This is a genomic window from Clostridium sp. AF32-12BH, from assembly GCF_003477935.1.
Classification (GTDB): Bacteria; Bacillota; Clostridia; order Lachnospirales; family Lachnospiraceae; genus Brotaphodocola.
The window spans coordinates 1-18,081 of sequence record NZ_QUEH01000021.1 but is presented as its reverse complement, the minus strand read 5'-3'; the positions used below and the strand labels follow the sequence as shown (position 1 = coordinate 18,081).

Genomic DNA, 18,081 nt, shown 5'->3' with positions numbered 1-18,081 from the left:
AGATTATGATCAATTTTTTAGTAAAACGATTTGTAAAAGACTATGAAAATGTAGAAAATGCAAAGGTAAGGACTGCATATGGAATGCTGGCGAGTATTCTTGGAATCTGCTGCAACCTCTTTTTGTTCAGCTCCAAGTTATTTGCGGGATTTCTGGTAAACAGTATTTCGGTTATGGCAGATGCCTTTAATAACTTATCGGATGCGGCGTCCTCGATCATCGGATTTGTCGGGGTGCGTATGGCGGAAAAACCGGCGGATGAGGAGCATCCATTTGGACATGGACGCATGGAATATATTGCAGCCTTTGTGGTTGCCTTTCTGGTTGTTCAGGTAGGCTTTTCGCTTTTAAAGACTGCGGTTGAAAAAATCCTGCATCCAGAAACCCTGAGTTTTAGTCTGTTTTCGGTTGGAATTCTGGTGTTTTCTGTGTTGGTGAAACTGTGGATGGCCTCCTATAACCGGAAGCTGGGAAAGAAGATCCATTCCACGGTGATGATGGCAACTGCTGCGGATTCCCTGGGAGATGTGGGCGCGACCTCAGCGACGATCGTGTCTCTGCTGGTATTCCGTTTCTTCCATATTAACATCGATGGCATCATTGGTCTGGTGGTTTCGGTTCTGGTCCTGATCGCGGGCATCAACATTGCGAAGGATACACTTGCTCCGCTTCTGGGCGAGGCCATCGATTCGGAGGTTTACAAAAAAATTTCTGATTTTGTGGAAAGCTATGACGGAATCATTGGCAGCCATGATCTGATCGTGCACAACTATGGGCCAAGCCGCAGCATGGCATCAATCCATGCGGAGGTGCCGAGCAAGGTCGATATTGAAGTGTCGCATGCGGTGGTGGATCGGATTGAACGCGATGCGATGGAAAAGCTTGGTATTTTTCTGGTCATCCACATGGATCCGGTTGAGACCGACAATGAACTTGCGGCGATTTTAAAAGAGATGACCATCGATGTGATCCTGCATCTGGATTCCCGTCTGACTCTGCATGATTTTCGTATTGTCCAGAGTCCGACCCGCATCAACCTGATCTTTGATCTGGTGGTGCCGCGGGATTATACCAGACAGATGCGGGAAGAACTGACCAGGCAGGTCTGCGAAAAGGTGCGGGAGCGGGATAGCCGCTGCGCCTGCATTGTTACGGTGGAAAACAGCTACCGGCAGGAAGAACATCAGGAATAAATTACTATTTTCTGCAATAAGAATTGCCGGGAACGCATTAAATGATTGTGAGGAAGGAAAAGGAACAGTCGATTGAATCAGGAGGAACTTTTAAAACAGGTAGCAGAGGGTGACCGGGAAGCGTTTCACCAGCTTTATCTGGAGACAGACAGGAGTGTATATAGTTTTATTTTATCGATCCTGAAAAATCCGCAGGATGCGGAGGAAGTTCTGCAGGAAACCTATCTGAAAATATGGACTTCTGCGGCCAGCTATAAGCCGCAGGGAAAGCCCCTTGCGTGGATGTTTACCATTGCCCGGAATCTGTGTTATATGAAGTTTCGGGATCAGAAACGCATGGCAGATGTGGGACTGGATGAGCTTTCCGGCGAAGAGACCGGAGAACTCTGCCTTCCGCTTGAGCAGATGACGGATGCCATGGTATTAGAGGCGGCACTGGAAATTTTGAAGGAAGATGAACGCCAGATCGTTTTATTGCATGCATCTTCCGGTCTGAAACATCGGGAAATCGCTTCCGGGCTTGGCATGCCGCTCGCTACGGTACTGTCGAAGTATAACCGGGCTATGAAAAAACTGCAGAATTATCTGAGAGAGGAGGTGTGAGCGCATATGGACAGGAAGACGCAGAAACTGGAACATGGTGACCGGGAAAGGAAACAACAGGAAACCAGTGGACAGACAACGGACGGCCAGGAAACGGAAAGCCAGACAATGGGCAGCCGGAACATGAGCAGCCAGGAAATTGAACAGCACCTGAAATCGGCTCTGGATGCGCTCACGCCGGATGTCTTTGAAAAACTGGATCTCTCTGTGCCGCAGCTAAGGCTGCAGGCGGACCGCGGTCAGGAAAAAATCATAACGCTGCAGCGCCATATCCGTGGCATGGCAGCGGTCGCAGCAGCGTGTCTGTGTCTTGTGACAGCAGGTGGAGGTGCCTGGCATTATCAGTACCAGAACCGCCAGATCGATTCTGTAATCGGAATCGATGTCAATCCGAGTGTAGAGCTTTCCATCAGCCGCAAAAAGCGGATCTTAAAGGCGGAGCCTCTGAATGCAGATGCCAGGACGATCATGGAAGATATGGACCTCAAAGGTGTTGAACTCAACGTGGCGGTCAATGCAGTGATCGGATCCATGGTGACGCATGGTTATCTGGATGATCTGGACAATGCGATTCTGGTCACCGTCAGCAACGACAGCGTGAAAAAGGCATCCGCCCTGCGCACCAGCGTGGTGGAAGACATTGAACAGACATTAAAGGAAAACCAGGTGGATGCAGTCGTCTATGACCAGCAGGTGATCGAAGCGGATGAAGTACGCAGTCTTGCGGATACGTATGGGATTTCTTACGGAAAGGCTTATTTTTTAAAGGAACTGATCGACCAGAACCGGAACTTAACGCAAGATGATATGAAGCGGCTTTCTACCATGAACATGGAAGAAATCGCCAGGGAGATCACGAAGGATTCCCTAAGTCTGGGAGAATTTGCGGATGAGGCGAAATCTTCACGGGATGCGGATACGAAACCGCAGGAAACGGAGACACCGGAAGCGACCGAAAGCAGCGTGGAAACCGAACCGGAAACTTTGGAAACATCGAAAAAAGCGGAAGAAACCACTGCAGAGAAAACGTCTGCAGTTGAAACCGTGGCAGAGTCACAGTCTGAATTGGAAACAGAGGAGGAAATCCGTCAGGGCAGGGTAAAGATCGATTATGTGGATTATGAGGAAGGCCGCATCTACATTTATTTTGAAGATTATGTCCGCTGGAAAAATCCGACAGTATCCGTGCGGGACGAGGACGGGAATTCCTATGCAGCACGGATCGAAGAAACGGAAAGTGACAGCTGCATCGTAGAGACGGATGCCCTGGAAGGCGGAAAAACGTACAGTTTTGTCCTGGGCGGTATTACCCGCAAGGGGGATACGACTGCTACGACCGTAAAGGGCTATTTTGATGCCCCGGAGATTGCAGAGGAGCTTAAGTCTTCTGAAGCATACAAAAAAGATGCTGAGAACACAGACGAGAATACGGATGAGGATGAGAATAGCAGGGCAGATGCCAAAACAGATACGAAATCAGATGCGAAAGCAGATTCCGGGGCAGATGTCAAAGCAGAACTGAAATCAGATGCGAAAGCGGATTCTAAGGCAGATGTCAAATCAGATTCTGAAATACAGCATTCATCAGAACAGTCACAAAAAGAGAAAACAGAAACCGGTCACGATGCAGATCAGGGAAGCAGTACTGCGAAACCAGATTCCAAAAGCGATGAAGAGAACACTGCAAAAGGCAGCGCGGAAACCGGAGAAGAAAACAGCAGTATGTAAATGATATTGGAAAAAAGCGCGAGGAACAGAGCGTCAAAACTGCGTAAATCAGGCACTTTTTCAGGAAATTTGAAAAAAATAAAATTTTTTGAAAAAAGTGCTTGACCAAACGGGTGGTATCGTATATAATAACACTCGTTGCAGCGATGGGCTATCGCCAAATGGTAAGGCAACGGACTCTGACTCCGTCATTTCAAGGTTCGAATCCTTGTAGCCCAGTTCAAAAACTTCATATCCGATTATTATTGGGCTATCGCCAAATGGTAAGGCAACGGACTCTGACTCCGTCATTTCAAGGTTCGAATCCTTGTAGCCCAGCTGAAAAAGCTTCCGGTTTTCGGAAGCTTTTTTGTATTGTACAAAAAGTTCTAACAATTCTTTTAGAAAAACAGTTGTGAATCCACGAGGAATGTGAGATAATAAGGGACGATTTCCATTTTGCGGATTTCTCGGAAGAAATCCAGGGACCGTGAGACAACCGTGGGATATCGTGACCAGAAGGAGGACAATCATGTATTCATTTGACAGCAGGGTGCGCTACAGCGAGGTAGATGAGGAGCGGAAGCTTTCTTTGACCGGGGTAATCAACTATCTCCAGGACTGTTCGACGTTTCAGTCGGAGGACTTGAATCAGGGAATCGATTACCTGACAAAGAAGCACCGGGCATGGCTGTTGTCTTCCTGGCAGATCATTGTGGATCGTTATCCGAAGTTAGGAGAGCGGATCGTGGTGAGCACCTGGCCGTATGCCTTTAAGGGCATTTACGGGTACCGTAATTTTACGATTCAGGACCCGGAGGGCAATTATCTGGTACGGGCCAATTCCAACTGGTTTTTCTTTGACACGGAGTCCGGCTGTCCGGTTCGTGTCGGGGAGGAAGATGTGGCGGCTTATGGCATCGGGCAGGAGGAAAAACTTCCGATGGACTATGCACCGAGAAGAATCCCGCTTCCGGCGGAATATGAGGAATATCCGGTCATTGCAGTGGCGGCGCATCACATCGATACCAACCACCATGTGAACAATGCCCAGTATGTGGAAATCGCGCGGGAGGTATTGCCGGCAGGGCTTTGCATCCGGGAGCTTAGGGTGGAGTACAAAAAAGCGGCAGTCCTCGGCGACAACATGATACCGCGCGTCAGCGTGGAAGCAGGGTGCTATACCGTAGCCCTGTGCGATACAGAAGGAAAGCCTTATGCCATTGTGTGGCTGCGAAGTTACTGTTCAGAGTAGGAATTTTCTGCACTGAAAATTCCGTACAATACAGTTGTGGCAGCAGATTTTGCCGATTTGGAATGCGAAGCATCGGCAAAATCACGATGCTGGGCACGCTTGCGTGAACAGCATGGCTGCGGGCAGGTAAGCGGTCGTGAAGGAACGACCAGAAAGAGAGAACCAAATGATTGAATTAGGAAAGATACAGCCCCTTGTAGTTCAGAGAGAAAAAGAATTCGGAGTGTATCTTGGCGAGAGCCAGACCGATAAAAACTCGGTGCTCCTGCCGAAAAAACAGGTGCCGGAAGGCACAAAAGTGGGCGACAGCCTGGAAGTGTTTGTTTACAAGGATTCCCAGGACCGTCTTATTGCAACCACCAACCGTCCGAAATTACAGGTTGGAGAGACTGCAGTCCTGACCGTAAAGGATGTGGCAAAGATCGGCGCATTCCTCGACATGGGGCTGGAGAAGGACCTGCTGCTTCCGTTTAAGGAGCAGAACCACAAGGTGCGTCAGGGCGAAAACTGCCTGGTTGCGCTTTATGTGGACAAGAGCCAGAGACTCGCAGCGACCATGAATGTATATTCTTACATGAGTGCAGAGTCCCCGTACAAGAAAGATGATAAAGTACAGGGAACCATCTACGAGATCAATGAGAACCTTGGTGCGTTTGTGGCAGTGGATAACCGCTATTACGGCCTCATCCCGAAAAAGGAGCTCTACGGAGATTTCCATCTGGGCGATGTGATCGAAGCACGTGTTGTGAAGGTACGTGACGACGGCAAGCTGGACTTAAGCCCGCGTCAGAAAGCCTACATGCAGATGGATGAGGATGCCGAGCTTGTATTAAAGGTCATCGATGAATTTGACGGAGTTCTGCCGTTCAATGACAAGGCAAGACCAGAAACCATCATGCGGGAATTTAAACTGAGCAAAAACGCATTTAAGCGCGCAGTCGGCAAATTACTGAAAGAAAATAAGATCCGTATTACGGAGAAAACCATAGAGAGAATATAGGAGGATAGTTTTGGACACGATAGAATACTATAATAAGTATGCGTCGCGAATTTTTGAGGATACGGTAGATCGTGACATGGAGTCGCAGCGGGAGGAGTTCTTAGAGGAACTCCGCGAAATCGATGGCGACACCATTTTGGATCTCGGGTGCGGCTCCGGCCGCGACAGCCTGGCATTTTACGAGCAGGGCTTTGATGTAACTCCACTGGATGCTTCCGAGGAAATGTGTAAGCTTGCAGAGATCCACACAGGCCTGGAGGTGCTGTGCATGGATTATGAAGACATGGAGTTTGACGATGCATTTGACGGCATCTGGGGGAACGAAGCGCTGATCCATGTACCGGAGGAGGAACTGCCGGGTATCCTGGAAAAACTGACCGAGGCACTGTGCCAGAACGGAATCTTATTCCTTTCCTTCCAGGAAGGAGACTTTGAGGGACAGAGAAGCGGACGGTACTTCTGCGAATATACAAAAGAAGAACTGGAGCGCATCTTAACAGAAACGGGTCGTCTGGAAATCTTAAAGATCTGGACTACAGAAGATGAAGACCGGGGAGAAGGAGCAAAACTCCTAAACGTACTTGCAAAGAAAATATCCTGATGTACAGAAAAAATTTTGAAAAGATTTTATTGAATTTAGACAATAAAACATCAAAAAAGGCAGGCAAGTATTGGATACTTGCTTGCTTTTTTCTGCAAAGTGCATTAAAATATACGATATGGGTCCTTTTATGTTTGTGCGATTTTACAAAACGGGGCGGTATTACGAAATAAGGATTAAGGAGTGAATATTATGATTTCAAACCAGATTCTTCAGACAACCATCGACGGCCTGAAGGGAATCACCAGAATTGATCTGTGTATCTGCGACACAGAGGGCAAGGTGCTGGCTTCCACATTTCCAGAGGCAGAAGAGTACGAAAATTCCATTCTTTCCTTTGTGGATTCACCGGCAGACAGCCAGGTGATCCAGGGTTACCAGTTCTTTAAGGTGTTTGATGAGCATCAGCTGGAATACATTCTGCTTGCCAAGGGAAGCAGTGACGATGTCTACATGGTAGGAAAGCTGGCAGCGTTCCAGATCCAGAACCTGCTGGTCGCTTACAAAGAGCGTTTCGACAAGGACAACTTCATCAAGAACCTGCTTCTTGATAATCTGCTGTTAGTTGACATTTACAATCGTGCGAAAAAGCTGCACATTGAGACCAATGTCCGCAGAGTGGTATTCCTGATCGAAACCAGGCAGGAAAAGGATGTGAATGCGCTTGAGACTGTCCGCAGCCTGTTTGCAACCAAGACCAAGGACTTTATCACCGCAGTCGATGAAAAGAACATCATTCTCGTGAAAGAAGTAAAACCGAACGAGGACTATGCAGACCTGGACAAGACTGCCAGCGTGATCCTCGATATGTTAAGCTCCGAGGCCATGACCAAAGTGCGCGTGGCTTACGGTACCGTAGTTAACGACATCAAGGAAGTTTCCCGCTCCTACAAGGAAGCAAAGATGGCCCTGGATGTAGGCAAGATCTTCTACAACGGAAAGAATGTGGTTGCATACGGAACCCTGGGAATCGGCCGCCTGATCTATCAGCTGCCGCTGCCGCTGTGCCGGATGTTTATCCGCGAAATTTTCGATGGCAAATCCCCGGATGAGTTCGATGAGGAAACGCTGACCACCATCAATAAGTTCTTTGAGAACAGCTTAAACGTATCCGAGACCTCCCGTCAGCTCTACATCCACAGAAACACGCTGGTTTACCGTCTGGATAAACTTCAGAAGAGCACCGGATTGGACCTTCGGGTATTTGAGGATGCTATCACCTTTAAAATCGCGTTAATGGTTGTGAAGTATATGAAATACATGGAGAACCTGGATTATTAATCATGATAGAAATTTGTAATATAAGTAAAACCTATGAGAATGGAAGCAAGGCATTGAAAGACATTGACATCCGCATCCAGGACGGAGAGTTTGTCTTTATCATGGGACGGAGCGGATCAGGAAAATCAACCCTGATCCGCCTTCTGATGAAAGAGGCAGAACCTTCCTCCGGCCGGATCGTTGTAAACGATATGGATCTCCAGAAGATGCCGCGTCGTTACATACCGAAATACCGCCGCAGACTTGGCGTTGTATTTCAGGACTTCCGGCTTTTGAAAGACCGGACAGTATTTGAAAATGTAGCATTTGCCCAGAGAGTGGTAGGTGCTTCTACCAGAAAGATCCGGGAAGACGTTCCGCAGATGTTAAAGCTGGTGGGACTTTCCGCAAAGTACAAAAGTTATCCGCAGCAGCTTTCCGGAGGCGAGCAGCAGCGTGTAGCCATTGCCCGCGCCCTGATCAACCGGCCGGAGGTACTTCTTGCGGACGAGCCGACCGGAAACCTGGATCATGAGAATGCAGCAGAGATCATGAAGCTTCTGGAGCGGATCAATGCGCTTGGAACTACGGTTGTGGTCGTAACACACAGTCAGGAAATTGTAGACCAGATGGGCAAACGGGTCATCACCCTGAACAAAGGACGTCTGGTGAGTGACGAAAGAAAGGGTGGATCAAACCGTGAAGATTAGTACATTCTGGTATTGCATGAAAGAGGGCATGAAAAATATATGCAGAAATATCTGGTTTTCGCTTGCTTCTGTAGCGACGATTTCTGCATGTATTTTTTTGTTTTGTCTGTTTTTTTCCATCATTGCCAACATCCAGTATATGGTAAAGCATGTGGAGAGCACCGTAGGTATCACGGTATTGTTCAATGAGAACATGACCGAGGAAGACATTCAGAGTCTTGGCGAAGTCATCCACCAGCGTCCGGAAATCCGGGAGATGTACTATATCTCTGCGGAGGATGCCTGGAATTCCTTTAAAGAGGAATATTTTGCAGGGCATGAGGAACTGGCAGAAGGTTTCGTGGACGACAACCCGCTTGCCGGTTCTGCTTCTTATGAGATCTTTTTAAACGATATTTCTCAGCAGAATGATCTGGTGGCTTATTTACAGAGCTTAGACGGAGTGCGTCAGGTGAATTACTCCAATACGGCTGTGGCAGGCTTTGCCGGCTTTAACCGGGTGATCGGCGTGTTATCCTCCCTGATCATCGGTGTGCTGCTGGCGGTTTCGCTGTTCCTGATCAACAACACCATTTCCGTGGCAGCGGCATTTCGCAAACAGGAATGTCAGATCATGCGTCTGATCGGTGCCACCAATTTTATGATCCGTGCACCGTTCATCGTAGAAGGTGTGATGATCGGTCTGGTCGGTGCCCTGATTCCGTTAGTTGGCAACTATTTCCTTTATACGAAGGGAATCGTCTATTTATCGGAGCGGTTTCAGGTTCTGTCGGATCTGTTCTATTTTATTCCGGTAGCACAGATCTACCCGCTTATGATCGGGGCATCCATGCTCCTTGGCGTGGGAATCGGCTTTTTGGGAAGCTTTTTCACCATCCGTAAGTATATGAAGGTGTAAGCATGCATAAAAACAATAGAGATATGACCGTTGCGGGAAACTGCAATTGGAAAAGAATACGAAAACGCATTGCGGCGGCGCTGATTGGTGCTGCCATGGCGATGTCTTCGTTCCAGACTGCATACGCAACGAAACAGGATGTGGAAGCGGCGAAAAAGAAAGTCAGCTCCATTGAAGAAGAAAAGAAAAAAGTACAGGCGACGATCAAAAACCTGGAAGGATTAAAGAATGATGCGGCTGCTTATGTGAAAGAACTGGATGGCAGCCTGACCAAACTGGAAGGAGAACTCGATGAGCTTTCTTCCCAGATCAGCACGAAAGAGCAGGAGATCGCCGACACGGGAGTTGCCCTGGAACAGTCGAAAGAGACAGAAAACAAACAGTATGCCGATATGAAGCTGCGCATCAAATATATGTATGAACAGGGAAATACCAACTATATTGACATGCTGTTTCAGTCGACAGATATGGTACAGCTGATGAACCGGGCGGAGTACATCAACAAGATGTCGAATTATGACCGGAAAAAGCTGGATGAATACGCAGCTACCAGGCAGGCTATTGCGGATGAGGAGCAGAAATTAAAGGACGATAAGGCGGCTCTTGTGGATATGCAGGAGAAGACCAGGGCCAAGCAGGAGTCGGTTAAGACGCTGCGTGCCCAGAAAAATAAGGAAATGCAGAATTATGCCGGTCAGATCGATACGGCGCAGAGCCAGGTAGACCAGTACAATGCTGATCTGGCTGCCCAGGAAAACAAGATCAAGCAGATCGAGGCAGAGATCAAGCGGAAAGAAGAGGAAGAACGCAAGAAGGCTGAGGCAGCCCGTAAGGCAGAAGAAGAGGCGCGCAAGAAAGCAGAAGCCGAAGGAAAAAAGGTTTCCGCTACGGATAAAGCCGCATCGTATAATGTTGCCAGTCTTGGGAATATTAGCTTTAAGTGGCCATGTCCATCCAGCAGCAGAATTTCTTCCGGTTTTGGAAGCAGAACCTCACCGACCAAGGGAGCGTCCAGCAACCATCAGGGCATCGATATCCCGGCATCGACCGGGGCAGCGATTGTGGCGGCAGCATCCGGCACGGTCGTCGTATCGACCTACAGCTATTCTGCGGGAAATTACATCATGATCAGCCATGGAGGCGGTGTATACACGGTATACATGCATTGCTCCCAGCTGCTGGCATCGGAAGGCCAGACCGTAAAACAGGGACAGACCATTGCAAAGGTTGGCTCCACGGGGTATTCCACGGGATCTCACCTGCACTTTGGAATCCGGTCCGGCGGACGGTATGTAAATCCGCAGTCTTATGTAAGTCCGTAAAGGGAAACAGAATAAACGAGGTGACATCATTGGAAAAAGAGAATAAGGGCAAGACAAAATTTTGGAAAGGCGTTTTAGCAGGTTCCCTTGTGACTGCACTCGCGGGCTTTGGCATTGTAGGCGTAGCTACTGGTATTTCCGTGATCGGGCGGACGGTGATCGAAAGCCAGGTTCAGGATACCAAAGCTTCTGGAACCGGAAGCGATGCGGTGCGCACCCGGGTCGATTTAAAACAGGTCGATGCAAAAATTTCCGTGTTGCAGCAGATCATAGACCGCTACTTTTTATTTGATGAGGACGCACAGCAGATGGAAACCGGCATCTACAAAGGCATGCTGGCTGGGCTGGACGATCCGTACACGGTATATTATACGCCGGACGAGTACAGTTCTTTAACCGAAGAGACTTCCGGTGTTTATTGCGGCATTGGTGTTCTGGTGAGCAAGAATGTCCAGACCGGAATTGTGACGGCACTCCGCGTATTCCCGGGTTCCCCTGCGGAAGAGGCAGGGATGCAGAAAGGCGATATTCTTTATAAAGTAAAAGACGTCTCTGCGGCCGAGGAAGAACTCGATATTCTGGTTCAGGAATACATCCGCGGCGAGGAAGGCACCTATGTTGATGTAACGGTGCTGCGCGGAACGGAAGAAATCCCGCTTCACATTCAGAGACGCATGGTAGAAGTGGCAACTGTAGAACACCAGATGCTGCCGGACAAGACCGGCTATGTCCTGGTAACCCAGTTTGATACCGTAACGGCAGAGCAGTTTATCGATGCCGTTTCAGATCTGGAACAGCAGGGAATGGAACGTCTGGTTATTGACCTGCGCGACAACCCGGGCGGTGTGGTGACCTCCTGTGTAGAGATGGCTGCATATGTTCTGCCGGAAAACCAGCATGACGGCACCATTCTTTCCACTGCAACCAAGACCGGGCAGGAAGAACGCTATTACTGTCAGGACGGTCAGACCCGCCATGATGTCAGGGGGACGAGCACGGAAGATGGCGTGTTCTCAAAAGCAGATGATCATGAGCTGAATGTTCCGATTGCTGTTCTCATCAACGGACAGTCCGCCAGTGCGGCAGAAGTATTTGCCGGTGCTCTCCAGGACTATGGTGCAGCCACTCTGGTTGGAACTACCTCTTTTGGAAAAGGAATCGTGCAGAGCCTGATCCCGTTAACCGACGGCTCTGCAGTCAAGATCACGACTGCCCACTATTACACACCAGCCGGTCATGACCTGCATAAAAAAGGCCTGACCCCGGATGTGGAAGTCGAGCAGCAGATTGACGAAGACCTCATCGGACAGTATGATATCCCGTTAGAACGGGATAACCAGGTGCAGGCTGCGATCGAGGCGCTGAAGGAACAATATCATTGAAAAACGATGGACCGTGGAAGTTGCCGAAGGCGATTTCTACGGTCCTATTATGTTAACGATATTGTTGTTTTTGGAAAATATTGCGTAGAAAATGGAAAATCTCAAAATGTTATGCTATACTAAAGAACAAATCGCGTGAGGGGGTGCCATTTTATGATGCAGCGAATTTGTCCGGTGTGCGACCAGGTGATGAAACATGCCCATTACTGCAGTGCATGCAGATCCTGGGTGAAGGACCCGGTGTATATGAATGTAACCTACTATCTGAATGAGCGGCATCCAGAGCATGAAATGCACTGCAGCTATCACAACGAAGATCCGGATCCTGTGAAAAACGGGACCGGAAAGCAAAAGGCGGCATATAAACCAGCAAAGCCTGCAGTGAACACTCCGCGAACAACGGAAACTGCTGACAGGAAAATGACCGCGAAAAAAACGGATGCAAAAACCCAAAATCCGGTGAAAAAACTGGTTTTTCTGTATGTGTTCATTGTGGTTCTGTTCTGGATCATCAGTCTGGTGGGCGGTCTGGTGAACGCATTGATAGGGATTTTTTAATTCAGACCGATTGTGGATTGAACCAAAACAAGTATGAAGAGAGGATTTTATACCGATGAAGATCAGAGATATTCTTGCAAAAAACGAACCGACACTTTCCTTTGAGGTGTTTCCGCCGAAGACGGAGGACAAATATGAGTCTGTAGAGGCAGCCGCTTTCGAGATTGCAAAGCTGAATCCGGCATTCATGAGCGTTACCTACGGTGCCGGCGGCGGAACCAGCCAGTACACGGTGAACATTGCCGCTTCTTTAAAGGCGAAGGGCGTAACCCCGCTGGCGCATCTGACCTGTGTTTCCTCTACCCGGGAGAAGGTGCATTCCGTTCTGAATCAGTTAAAGGCAGAGGGCATTGAAAATGTACTGGCTCTGCGCGGCGATATCCCGAAGGACGGCAAGGTAGAGAAGGATTACCGCTATGCTTCCGAGCTGATTGCGGAGATCAAGGCATCCGGCGATTTCTGCATCGGTGCTGCCTGCTATCCGGAGGGGCATGTGGAATCTGCAAACAAGACCGAAGACATTCAGCATCTGAAGGAAAAGGTTGAGGCTGGCTGCGACTTTGTGACTACCCAGATGTTCTTTGACAATAATATCTTATACAATTATCTGTACCGGGTTCGCGAGAAAGGCATTACGGTTCCGGTGATCGCAGGCATCATGCCGGTAACCAATGTAGCCCAGATCAAACGCATCTGTTCCATGTCCGGAACTTACCTTCCGGCACGCTTTAAGGCGATCGTAGACCGTTTCGGAGATAACCCGGCAGCCATGAAGCAGGCTGGTATTGCTTATGCGACGGAGCAGATCATCGACCTGATCGCAAACCATGTGAACGGCATTCACGTTTATTCCATGAATAAGCCGGATGTGGCTGCGCAGATCAAAAACAGCCTTTCTGAGATCATACGGTAGGAAAAATATGGATTTTTGTTCACTGGCAAGGGCTGAATGGCTTACATGCGTGAACAGAGACCAGAAACTACGGAGAAATTTTATTCATGGGAAATACATTTCAGTGGAATGACCGGGAACTTTTGCGCTATCTTGGCTGCAAAAATGGAATTGTGCCAGATGAAAATACGAAAGTCCTGATCGCCCAGTGCAAGCAGGAACTGGAGCAGGTAGCTTCCCCGCGGGTAACCTGGAGGGAGTATCCGCTGTCTATTCAGGACCACGTGATCGATATGACCTGTTTTCAGACAAGGAGTAAAAGCCTGGAGCGGAATCTAAAGGACTGTGAGCAGATCCTGTTGTTTGCGGCAACGCTTGGCAGTCAGGTGGATGTATTGTTGCACCGCTATAATATGATCCAGATGAGCAAGGCGGTGGTCATGCAGGCGGCATCGGTTGCCATGCTGGAGACCTTCTGCGACGAAGAAAACCAGAAGCTGAAAGAAGCCTATCAGGAAAAGGGCTGGTATCTGCGCCCGAGATTCAGTCCGGGCTATGGGGATTTTCCGCTGGAATGCCAGCGGCAGATCGCACCGGCACTGGAACTTTCAAAACGGATCGGTGTGACGCTGACGGACAGCCTTCTTATGGCACCATCCAAATCGGTGACCGCGGTCATCGGACTGAGCCGCCTGCCGAGAAACTGCACGGTGCAGGGGTGCGAAGTCTGCGCAAAGCGGGACTGCGCGTATCGCAGGTAAAATTCGGACAATACAGGCGTACGAAGCGGCAAGAGTTGGTGTTTGGCGTCATTCGTTTGCCTTTTCGTGCAGTTTGAGACAAGGCAGATATACAAAGTAGCAACGGTCATTGTTTGCCTGACAATGAAAAAAATGAAAACACGAAGGAGTTTGGTTATGGATATAGTACAGGAACTACAGAAACGCATCCTGTTTTGTGACGGAGGAATGGGAAGCCTTTTACAGGAAGCGGGCTTAAAACCGGGAGAGCTTCCGGGCACCTGGAACATCACCCACCCGGAGGAGCTTGTGAAGATCCACAAGGCTTATCTGGAGGCTGGCGCGGATATCGTGACAACCAATACCTTCGGTGTTGACCGCTTAAAATATAATGAAACAACCGAGTTTCAGCTGGAGCCGGTGATCCGCGCGGCAGTAGCAAACGCGAAAGAAGCGATCCGCCAGAGTGGAAAGCAGGCCTGGATCGGTCTGGATATGGGACCGACCGGAAAGCTGCTAAGACCGATGGGCGACCTGGCTTTTGAAGATTGCTATGCGATTTACCGGGAAGTGGTGGAGATCGGTGCGGATGCAGGTGCGGATTTTGTCCTCATCGAGACCATGAGCGACAGCTATGAAACCAAGGCAGCGGTGCTGGCGGCAAAGGAAAGCTGCAATCTCCCGATTTTTGTCACGGTAACTTTTGATGAGCGCGGAAAGCTGTTAACCGGTGGAAGTCCGGCTTCGATCGTAGCCATGTTAGAGGGCCTTGGTGTGGATGTTCTGGGCATGAACTGCGGACTTGGTCCGGTTCAGATGAAAGAAATCCTGAAGGACATTCTGGAGGTTTCCTCCACTCCGGTGATGATCAACCCGAATGCAGGTCTTCCAAGAAGCGAGAATGGAAAGACCGTTTACGATATCGATGCGGCACATTTCGCAAAGACCGTAGAAGAAATCGTGGATATGGGTGCCCGCATTGTGGGCGGCTGCTGCGGTACCACGCCGGAGCATATCCGCATGGTGGCAGAGCGCTGCCGGGATAAACAGCCGGTTCCGGTTACGAAAAAGAACCGTACCGTGGTTTCTTCGTTTGCACAGGCAGTGGAGATCGGCAAAAATCCGGTCATCATCGGAGAGCGCATCAATCCGACCGGAAAATCCAAGTTCAAACAGGCCCTGCGTGACCACAACCTGGAATACATTCTCCGCGAAGGTGTGACCCAGCAGGATCACGGTGCCCATGTGCTGGATGTAAACGTAGGTCTTCCGGAAATCGACGAGCCGTCTATGCTAGAGGAAGTAGTGCGGGAACTGCAGAGCATCATCGACCTGCCGCTTCAGCTCGACACGACCGATGCAGAAGCTATGGAGCGGGCTATGCGTGTATACAACGGAAAGCCGCTCATCAACTCTGTCAACGGCAAAGAAGAATCCATGCGCACCGTATTCCCGCTGGTGCAGAAATACGGCGGTGTTGTAGTTGCACTGGCGTTGGATGAGGGCGGTATCCCGGAAACCGCGGAAGGCCGTATCGAGGTGGCAAAGAAGATTTACCGGACCGCAGCCGAGTATGGCATCGGACCGGAAGATATCGTGATCGATGCGCTTTGCCTGACGGTAAGTTCAGACAGCCAGGGCGCCATCACGACACTGGAAACATTACGACGGGTGCGTGATGAACTCCATGGAAAGACCATTTTAGGTGTGTCCAATATTTCCTTCGGACTTCCGCAGCGAGAGATTATCAACGCGGCGTTCTTCACCATGGCGATGCAGAATGGCTTAAGCGCTGCAATCATCAATCCGAATTCCGAGGCGATGATGCGTGCGTACTACAGCTTCCGCGCGCTGATGAATTTAGACCCGCAGTGCAGTGAGTACATTTCCGTCTACAGCGGTCAGGTAGCAAGCCTGGGACAGAGCGCGGTGACTGGAAATGGCGGTTCGGCAGCAGGAAGCGCAGCCGGAGCAGCAGGCGGTCAGGGAACTTCTGATCTGCATGCCAGCATTGTAAAAGGCCTGAAGGATCAGGCGGTACATGCGGCGCGAGAACTTCTGGAAACCCAGGATGCGTTGGATGTCATCAATAGCCAGATCATTCCGGCACTCGATGTTGTGGGAAAAGGCTTTGAGAAAGGCACCATGTTCCTGCCGCAGCTTCTGATGAGCGCGGAGGCTGCGAAAGGCGCGTTTGAGATCATCAAAGAAAAGATGGATGCCAGCGGTCAGAAGCAGGAGAAGAAGGGAACCATCATCTTGGCTACGGTAAAGGGGGATATTCACGATATCGGAAAAAATATCGTAAAGGTCCTTCTGGAAAACTACAGCTACGACGTACTGGACCTCGGAAAAGATGTTCCGCCGGAGACGATTGTGGAGACCGCAGTGGAGAAACACATTCAGTTGGTCGGTCTCTCTGCGCTGATGACGACAACCGTTCCAAGCATGGAAGAAACCATTGTACAGCTTCGCGAAAAAGCACCATGGGTCAAGGTTATGGTGGGCGGCGCCGTGCTGACCCAGGAGTATGCCGATACCATGGGGGCAGACCAGTACTGCCGCGACGCGATGGCATCGGTCAATTACGCAGAGCAGGTGTTTGCGTAGATTGGTATGAAATGTCGTTTGGGCATTGCTGCTTGCGTATTGCGTGAACAACAACGCGTTTGGCAAACATACAAAATAGTAAGAAATTTTTAAAAGAATAGACATTGCATCTCCTTTCCGTCTGGATTACACTAAAACACATGACAAAAGTATAATCAGACAGAAGGGAGATTTTTATGTTATTTCATAAGAAACATACAGGCAGATGCCTGGCGGCGCTGGCACTCTGCGGGTTATTTGCCATGCAGAATCCAACCGCACCTGCTATGGCAGCACAGGAAACTTTAAGGATAGAAAACCAGAACTTCTACCGGAGTGACGGAACCCAGATCACGGGGGCGGTCGCAAAGGGCGTTACCATTTCCAAATATCAGAACCAGGCTGGTCCGATCGACTGGGCAGCCATGAAAGCAGACGGTGTAACCTTCGCCATGATCCGTGTGGCTTATATGGACAGCGAAGAGCCTTACCTGAAAGAGGATCCGTATTTCAAAGAAAATATAGCAGGCGCACTCCAGAACGGAATCCGTGTCGGCGTGTTCTATTACACAAGAGCATTGGATGAGAACACCGTGCGCCAGGAAGCGCAGTTTGTGCTGGATAAGATCAAGGACTATCCGATCTCTTACCCGGTTGCATATGATGTGGAATCCAAATACCTGATGGACAACGGAAAAACACCGCAGGAACTGGCAAATCATGTAAACATTTTCTGCAAAGCCATTGCAGACGCAGGATACCGTCCGATGCTGTACGGAAACAATGAATGGCTGACGAAACATATCGATCTCTCCCAGATTCCGTATGACATCTGGTATGCCCGCTATGGAACAAACGGAGACTTCGCAAACCGCAAGATCTGGCAGTTTACGGAAACCGGAACCGTAGCCGGGATTACCGGCAATGTCTGCCTGGAGGTTTCCTATTATGATTATCCGGAACTGGCAAATGCAGCTGCAAGCAAAACCTATACCGTTGGCTCTTCAAACAGCGGCGGTCCAGGCGTAAATATGCAGACATCCGGACAGACCCAGGCAACCCCGACCGCAGGACAGTCTTCTGACGGACAGACCGGCCCTGGCACCCAGGCAGGAGGAGTGGTCCAGACCAGCACCTCCCCAACCCCGGCAGCCGGACAGGATGAGAGCCAGCTGACCAAATCACCGTCCGAATCGTAAAATTAAACAATATTGCACGATAACGAATGAGGGGCGAAAGTTCCCGCAGCCGCCATGCATGGCGGCTGCGGGAACTTTCGCCCCTTTGATACTTACTGTGCTAAATTGTTTTAAAAGGTGGTGACGGTTTGCGCTGACTTGAAAAAGTAAATTCCAGTGCAAAAGTAAATTC

The 18,081-nt window shown here is 49.5% G+C and carries 17 protein-coding genes and 2 tRNA genes; 18 read left to right on the top strand and 1 reads right to left on the bottom strand.

Annotation, left to right across the window (positions count from 1 at the left end):
* Nucleotides 1–5: 5 nt before the first annotated feature.
* The 18 genes from DWZ40_RS17085 (at nt 6) to DWZ40_RS17000 (ending at nt 17,909) form a co-directional block, all read left to right on the top strand.
* Nucleotides 6–1,193 (top strand): cation diffusion facilitator family transporter, encoded by a 1,188-nt coding sequence (locus DWZ40_RS17085; RefSeq protein WP_118544067.1) that lies wholly within the window; start codon nt 6–8, stop codon nt 1,191–1,193.
* Between the two features lie 72 nt (nt 1,194–1,265).
* Entirely contained in the window at nt 1,266–1,796 is a 531-nt protein-coding gene (locus tag DWZ40_RS17080; RefSeq protein WP_118544066.1) for an RNA polymerase sigma factor, read from the top strand.
* A gap of 6 nt (nt 1,797–1,802) precedes the next feature.
* The gene (locus tag DWZ40_RS17075; RefSeq protein WP_118544065.1) at nt 1,803–3,524 is read left to right on the top strand and encodes a hypothetical protein; all 1,722 of its coding nucleotides are present in this window, start codon (nt 1,803–1,805) and stop codon (nt 3,522–3,524) included.
* 147 nt (nt 3,525–3,671) lie between these two features.
* A tRNA-Gln gene (locus DWZ40_RS17070) sits at nt 3,672–3,743 on the top strand.
* Nucleotides 3,744–3,770: 27 nt separating this feature from the next.
* A tRNA-Gln gene (locus DWZ40_RS17065) sits at nt 3,771–3,842 on the top strand.
* A 193-nt stretch (nt 3,843–4,035) separates the two neighbouring features.
* Nucleotides 4,036–4,758, top strand: a complete 723-nt coding sequence (locus DWZ40_RS17060; protein ID WP_118544064.1) for an acyl-ACP thioesterase domain-containing protein — start codon at nt 4,036–4,038, stop codon at nt 4,756–4,758.
* A 166-nt stretch (nt 4,759–4,924) separates the two neighbouring features.
* Nucleotides 4,925–5,758, top strand: coding sequence for a S1-like domain-containing RNA-binding protein (locus DWZ40_RS17055; RefSeq protein ID WP_118544063.1), 834 nt, complete (start codon nt 4,925–4,927; stop codon nt 5,756–5,758).
* A gap of 10 nt (nt 5,759–5,768) precedes the next feature.
* Nucleotides 5,769–6,359, top strand: a complete 591-nt coding sequence (locus DWZ40_RS17050) for a class I SAM-dependent methyltransferase (RefSeq protein ID WP_118544062.1) — start codon at nt 5,769–5,771, stop codon at nt 6,357–6,359.
* Nucleotides 6,360–6,551: 192 nt separating this feature from the next.
* Entirely contained in the window at nt 6,552–7,640 is a 1,089-nt protein-coding gene (locus DWZ40_RS17045; protein ID WP_118544061.1) for a helix-turn-helix domain-containing protein, read from the top strand.
* A gap of 2 nt (nt 7,641–7,642) precedes the next feature.
* The gene (gene ftsE, locus DWZ40_RS17040) at nt 7,643–8,329 is read left to right on the top strand and encodes a cell division ATP-binding protein FtsE (protein WP_118544060.1); all 687 of its coding nucleotides are present in this window, start codon (nt 7,643–7,645) and stop codon (nt 8,327–8,329) included.
* Nucleotides 8,319–9,227 (top strand): permease-like cell division protein FtsX, encoded by a 909-nt coding sequence (gene ftsX, locus DWZ40_RS17035; RefSeq protein WP_118544059.1) that lies wholly within the window; start codon nt 8,319–8,321, stop codon nt 9,225–9,227. Before ftsE ends, ftsX begins: the two co-directional genes overlap by 11 nt.
* A 2-nt stretch (nt 9,228–9,229) precedes the next feature.
* Complete coding sequence (locus DWZ40_RS17030) at nt 9,230–10,549, top strand: peptidoglycan DD-metalloendopeptidase family protein (protein ID WP_347560120.1); 1,320 nt, start codon at nt 9,230–9,232, stop codon at nt 10,547–10,549.
* A 29-nt stretch (nt 10,550–10,578) separates the two neighbouring features.
* Nucleotides 10,579–11,931, top strand: coding sequence for a S41 family peptidase (locus DWZ40_RS17025; RefSeq protein ID WP_118544058.1), 1,353 nt, complete (start codon nt 10,579–10,581; stop codon nt 11,929–11,931).
* A gap of 153 nt (nt 11,932–12,084) precedes the next feature.
* Nucleotides 12,085–12,489, top strand: coding sequence for a hypothetical protein (locus DWZ40_RS17020; RefSeq protein ID WP_118544057.1), 405 nt, complete (start codon nt 12,085–12,087; stop codon nt 12,487–12,489).
* A 55-nt stretch (nt 12,490–12,544) separates the two neighbouring features.
* Nucleotides 12,545–13,402, top strand: coding sequence for a methylenetetrahydrofolate reductase [NAD(P)H] (gene metF, locus DWZ40_RS17015; protein ID WP_118544056.1), 858 nt, complete (start codon nt 12,545–12,547; stop codon nt 13,400–13,402).
* A gap of 86 nt (nt 13,403–13,488) precedes the next feature.
* Nucleotides 13,489–14,142 carry a vitamin B12 dependent-methionine synthase activation domain-containing protein gene (locus DWZ40_RS17010; protein WP_118544055.1) on the top strand — a complete coding sequence of 218 codons (654 nt, stop codon included), beginning with the start codon at nt 13,489–13,491 and terminating at the stop codon, nt 14,140–14,142.
* Between the two features lie 156 nt (nt 14,143–14,298).
* Nucleotides 14,299–16,731: a homocysteine S-methyltransferase family protein gene (locus DWZ40_RS17005; protein WP_118544054.1), complete on the top strand. Its 2,433-nt coding sequence runs from the start codon at nt 14,299–14,301 to the stop codon at nt 16,729–16,731.
* A gap of 176 nt (nt 16,732–16,907) precedes the next feature.
* Nucleotides 16,908–17,909, top strand: coding sequence for a glycoside hydrolase family 25 protein (locus tag DWZ40_RS17000; RefSeq protein WP_118544053.1), 1,002 nt, complete (start codon nt 16,908–16,910; stop codon nt 17,907–17,909).
* Here DWZ40_RS17000 and DWZ40_RS19865 read toward each other — a convergent pair.
* On the bottom strand, nt 17,892–18,081 hold a 190-nt coding region (locus DWZ40_RS19865), incomplete at its 5' end, for a hypothetical protein (RefSeq protein ID WP_207664527.1). The two genes, DWZ40_RS17000 and DWZ40_RS19865, sit on opposite strands and share 18 nt — an antisense overlap.

Bases quoted from the DNA above. Each gene is read 5' to 3' on its own strand.
- DWZ40_RS17085 (WP_118544067.1), top strand. From the start codon at position 6: ATGATCAATTTTTTAGTAAAACGATTTGTAAAAGACTATGAAAATGTA.
- DWZ40_RS17075 (WP_118544065.1), top strand. From the start codon at position 1,803: ATGGACAGGAAGACGCAGAAACTGGAACATGGTGACCGGGAAAGGAAA.
- DWZ40_RS17060 (WP_118544064.1), top strand. From the start codon at position 4,036: ATGTATTCATTTGACAGCAGGGTGCGCTACAGCGAGGTAGATGAGGAG.
- DWZ40_RS17055 (WP_118544063.1), top strand. From the start codon at position 4,925: ATGATTGAATTAGGAAAGATACAGCCCCTTGTAGTTCAGAGAGAAAAA.
- DWZ40_RS17045 (WP_118544061.1), top strand. From the start codon at position 6,552: ATGATTTCAAACCAGATTCTTCAGACAACCATCGACGGCCTGAAGGGA.
- ftsE (WP_118544060.1), top strand. From the start codon at position 7,643: ATGATAGAAATTTGTAATATAAGTAAAACCTATGAGAATGGAAGCAAG.
- DWZ40_RS17030 (WP_347560120.1), top strand. From the start codon at position 9,230: ATGCATAAAAACAATAGAGATATGACCGTTGCGGGAAACTGCAATTGG.
- DWZ40_RS17020 (WP_118544057.1), top strand. From the start codon at position 12,085: ATGATGCAGCGAATTTGTCCGGTGTGCGACCAGGTGATGAAACATGCC.
- metF (WP_118544056.1), top strand. From the start codon at position 12,545: ATGAAGATCAGAGATATTCTTGCAAAAAACGAACCGACACTTTCCTTT.
- DWZ40_RS17010 (WP_118544055.1), top strand. From the start codon at position 13,489: ATGGGAAATACATTTCAGTGGAATGACCGGGAACTTTTGCGCTATCTT.
- DWZ40_RS17005 (WP_118544054.1), top strand. From the start codon at position 14,299: ATGGATATAGTACAGGAACTACAGAAACGCATCCTGTTTTGTGACGGA.
- DWZ40_RS17000 (WP_118544053.1), top strand. From the start codon at position 16,908: ATGTTATTTCATAAGAAACATACAGGCAGATGCCTGGCGGCGCTGGCA.